This is a genomic window from Streptomyces alanosinicus (assembly GCF_014650595.1).
GTDB lineage: Bacteria > Actinomycetota > Actinomycetes > Streptomycetales > Streptomycetaceae > Streptomyces > Streptomyces alanosinicus.
Window position 1 is genome coordinate 1 of the sequence record NZ_BMVG01000103.1, and the last position, 4,250, is coordinate 4,250.

Sequence of the window (4,250 nt, forward strand, 5' to 3'; positions counted from 1 at the left end):
CACCTTCCGAAACCTCCTCACCCGCGTCCGCACCACCGACCTCGACGCCTACACCCACCAAGACCTCCCCTTCGAACAACTCGTCGAGGCACTCAACCCGCAACGGTCCCTGTCCCGGCAGCCCCTGTTCCAGGTCCTCGTCGTGCTGCAGAACGCTCCGGCGGCCGCGTACTCCCTACCGGGCCTGGACATCCGGCCGGTGCCGACCGTGCCGGGCGTGTCGAAGTTCGACTACTCGCTCAGCCTGGACGAGACGTACGACGCCGAGGGCCGTCCCGACGGGCTGGAAGGGTATGTCGAGTACGCGACGGACCTCTTCGACCGGGCCACCGTCGCCCGTACCGTCGAGCTGCTCGACCGGATGCTGAGCGGCTTCGCCGAGGACTGCGACCTGCGCATCGGGGACCTCGACACGGTGACCGGCGAGGACCGCCGGCGCGTGCTGGAGACATGGAACGAGACCGCCGCGCCACCCGCCCATACGGACGTCCCCACCCTCTTCGAACGGCGGGTCGCCGCCGCTCCTGACGATGTCGCGCTGCTCTTCCCCGGTGGACGACTGACCTACCGCGAACTCGACGCGCGGGCCAACCGGCTGGCGCATCTGCTGCGCCGGCGCGGTATCGGGCGGGAGGACCGGGTGGCGCTGGCGGTGCCGCGCGGACCGGAGACCGTCGTGGCCCTGCTCGCGGTCCTCAAGGCGGGTGCGGCCTACGTCCCCGTCGACCCGGCCTATCCCGCGTCGCGTATCGCCTACCTGCTCGCCGACTCGCGGCCCGGGCTGCTGGTCACCCACGGGGACACGGACCCGCGCCCCGCGACGGGCGACGCGGGCGACGCGGGCGACGGTGACGTGCCCGCGCTGCTGCTCGACGACCCCACCGTCACCGCCGCGCTCGCCGCCGCGCAGGACACTCCGCCGAGCCGCCCGAGCGCGCCGGAACGCGCCGCGTACGTGATCTACACCTCGGGCTCCACGGGTCGTCCCAAGGGCGTCGTGGTCACCCACACCGGTGTCGCCGCCCTCGTGACCTCCCAGCGCGAGCGCTTCGGCGCGGGTCCCGGCAGCCGGGTGCTGCAGTTCGCCTCGCCCAGTTTCGACGCGGCCTTCTGGGAGACGGTGATGGCGCTGCTGACCGGAGCCGCCTTCGTGGTGGCGCCGGCCGACCGGCTGATGCCGGGCGATCCGCTGGCCGGGCTGATCCGGGAGTTCGGCGTCACGCATGTGACGTTGCCGCCGTCGGCGCTGCGCGCGCTGGAGGACCGCGAGCTGCCCTCGGTCCGCTCGCTGGTCGTGGCCGGTGAGGCGTGCCCTGCGGACCTGGTACGGCAGTGGGCACCGGATCGCTCGATGATCAACGCCTACGGGCCGACCGAGACCACCGTCTGCGCGACGACCAGCGCGCCGCTGGGCGCCGAGGACGTCCCGCCGCCGATCGGCCGCCCGCTGCCGGGAACCCGGGTGTACGTGCTGGACGCACGGCTGCGTCCCGTGCCGCCCGGTGTGCCCGGCGAGCTGTACGTGAGCGGTCCGGCCCTGGCCCGCGGCTATCTGGGTCGGCCGGGCCTGACGGCGGATCGGTTCGTGGCGTGCCCGTTCGGGGCTCCCGGCGAGCGCATGTACCGCACCGGCGACCTGGCGCGCTGGACGGCCGACGGACAGCTGGTGTTCGTGGGCCGCGTCGACGAGCAGGTCAAGGTCCGCGGCCACCGCATCGAACTCGGCGAGATCGAGACGGTCCTCGCCGGACATCCCGCGGTGGCCGACGCCGCCGTGGCCGTCCACCGGCACGATACGGGCGACGCCCGGCTGACGGCGTACGTCGTGCCGCGCACCGACGACACGCCGGACCTGGACGAGGCCGCCGACCGGGAGCAACTCGACGCCTGGCGCTCGGTGTTCCTCCGGCAGTACGGCGGCGGGGCAACGGATGGCACGGCGCCCGTCCCTGCCTTCGGCGAGGACTACTCCGGCTGGCACAGCACCTATGACGGCGGCCCCATACCTCTTGAGGACATGCGGGAGTGGCGGGCCGCGGCCGTCGAGGCAGTCCGTGGCCTGCGTCCGCGGCGGATCCTGGAGATCGGCGTGGGCACCGGGCTGCTCCTGGCCCCGTTGCTGGATCACTGCGAGGCGTACTGGGGCACCGACGTGTCGCCCGAGGCGGTCGGGACTCTCGGCGCACGGCTGGCCGCCGCCCGCCCGGACGCCGTGGACCGCGTCACGCTCACGGCCCTGGCGGCGGACGCCGTGGACGCGCTGCCCGAGGGCGAGTTCGACACGATCGTCCTCAACTCCGTGGTCCAGTACTTCCCGAGCGAGAGCTATCTGACCGGCGTTCTGCGCAAGGCGGTGCGGCTGCTCGCTCCCGGCGGCGCCCTGTATCTGGGCGACATCCGCGACCTGCGGTCGGCACGGCGGCTGCACATGGCCGCGCAGGCCGGACGCCTCGGCGCGGACGCCCCGGCCGAGGAGGTGCGCCAGGCGGCCGCACACGCTCTCGCGGACGAGCGCGAACTCCTCGTGGATCCCGTGCTGTTCACCTCCTTCGCCGCCCGGGCCCCCGGGGTCGCGGGGGTGGACATCCGCCTCAAGCGCGGCCGACGGCACAACGAACTCACCCGCTACCGCTACGAGGTGGTGCTGCACAAGAAGCCCGCACACGCGCTGGTGACCGTCGCCGACGCACCGCGCACGGCGTGGGAGAAACTGGGCGGCACGGCGGAGGAACTGGCCGCCGAACTGACGGCGCGACGCCCGGCTGTCCTGCGGGTCACGGGCGTGCCCAACACCCGGACGGCGACGGACGTCACGGATGCCCGGGCGGGCGGTCCTCCCACCGGGGCGCCCGAGCCCGACGACCTGGTCGAACTCGGCCGGCGACTCGGCTACGAGACGGCCGTCACCTGGTCCGCCGACCGGCACGAGAGCGAACTCGACGTCGTGTTCGTCGACTCGGCCACGGCGGCCGGCCGGCCCCTGGCCGGAGTGCACCGGACCGACGCTCCGGTCACCGGCCCGCTCACGAACACACCGTCCCTCGCCTCCCGTTCGGCCGCACTGACCGCCGAGCTACGGGCGTACACGACCGACCGTCTGCCGGGGTTCATGGTGCCGGGTGTGTTCGTGGTGCTGGAGGCGCTGCCCCTGACGCCCAACGGAAAGGTGGACCGGCAGGCCCTGCCCGTGCCGCAGCCCGTGACGCGGCCCGACGGCGGCCGCGCTGCCGGCTCACCGGAGGAGGAGATGGTCTGCCGGGTCTTCGCGGAGGTCCTGGGGCTCTCCCGGGTCGGCGCCGACGCGCACTTCTTCGAGCTGGGCGGCCACTCCCTGCTGGCGACGCGGGTGGTGGGCCGGCTGCGCTCGCTGTTCGGGGTGGAGCTGCCCATCCAGGCACTGTTCGACGCACCGACCCCGGCCGGGCTGGCGCAGCGCCTGCGGAGCGTGGAGGGCCGGTCGCGGCCGGGCGTGGCGCGGCGGGAGCGGCCCGAGGTGCTGCCGCTTTCCTTTGCCCAGCGGCGCTTGTGGTTCCTGCACCGCCTGGAAGGGCCCGGCGCCACCTACAACGTCCCCCTCGCTCTGGAGGTGGACGGCCGACTCGACGTCGACGTGCTGGAGCAGGCCGTCAACGACGTGGTCACCCGGCACGAGCCACTGCGCACGCTCATCACGGAGGACGACGGCTCACCCCGCCAGCTCGTCCACGACCCCGCCCCGGACCTCGTGCAGGTGGAGCGCCGGGACGTGGCCCCCGGGGAACTGGAGTCCCTCCTGGCCGAGGCGGTGACGTATCCCTTCGACCTGGGCCGTGAACTCCCCCTGCGCGTGGCCGTGTTCCACACCGGCGCGGAGCGGTGCACCGTGCTGCTGCTGGTGCACCACATCGCCGGCGACGGCTGGTCACTGCGCCCCCTGCTGCGAGACCTCACGCAGGCGTACGCGGCACGACAACGCGGGGACGCGCCACAGTGGGCACCACTCCCGGTGACGTACACCGACTACACCCTGTGGCAGCGCGACCTCCTCGGCGACCAGGACGAACCGGGCACCCTCGCCCACGACCAACTCGCCTACTGGCGACGGACACTGACCGGCATACCCGAACAACTCTCCCTGCCCACCGACCGCCCCCGCCCGGCCGAGCCCAGCTACCGCGGCGACATGCGGCACTTCTTCGTCGAGCCGGAGTTGCACCGGGCGCTGCTGGGCCTGGCACGGGAGACCGGCACCACCCTGTTCATGGTGATAC

At 73.5% G+C, this 4,250-nt stretch carries 1 protein-coding gene; it reads left to right on the forward strand.

All coding sequences use genetic code 11. The annotated features are described in order from the left end of the window. The coding region (locus IE277_RS46245) for a non-ribosomal peptide synthetase (protein ID WP_189960088.1) at positions 1 to 4,250 on the forward strand (4,250 nt) is incomplete at both ends.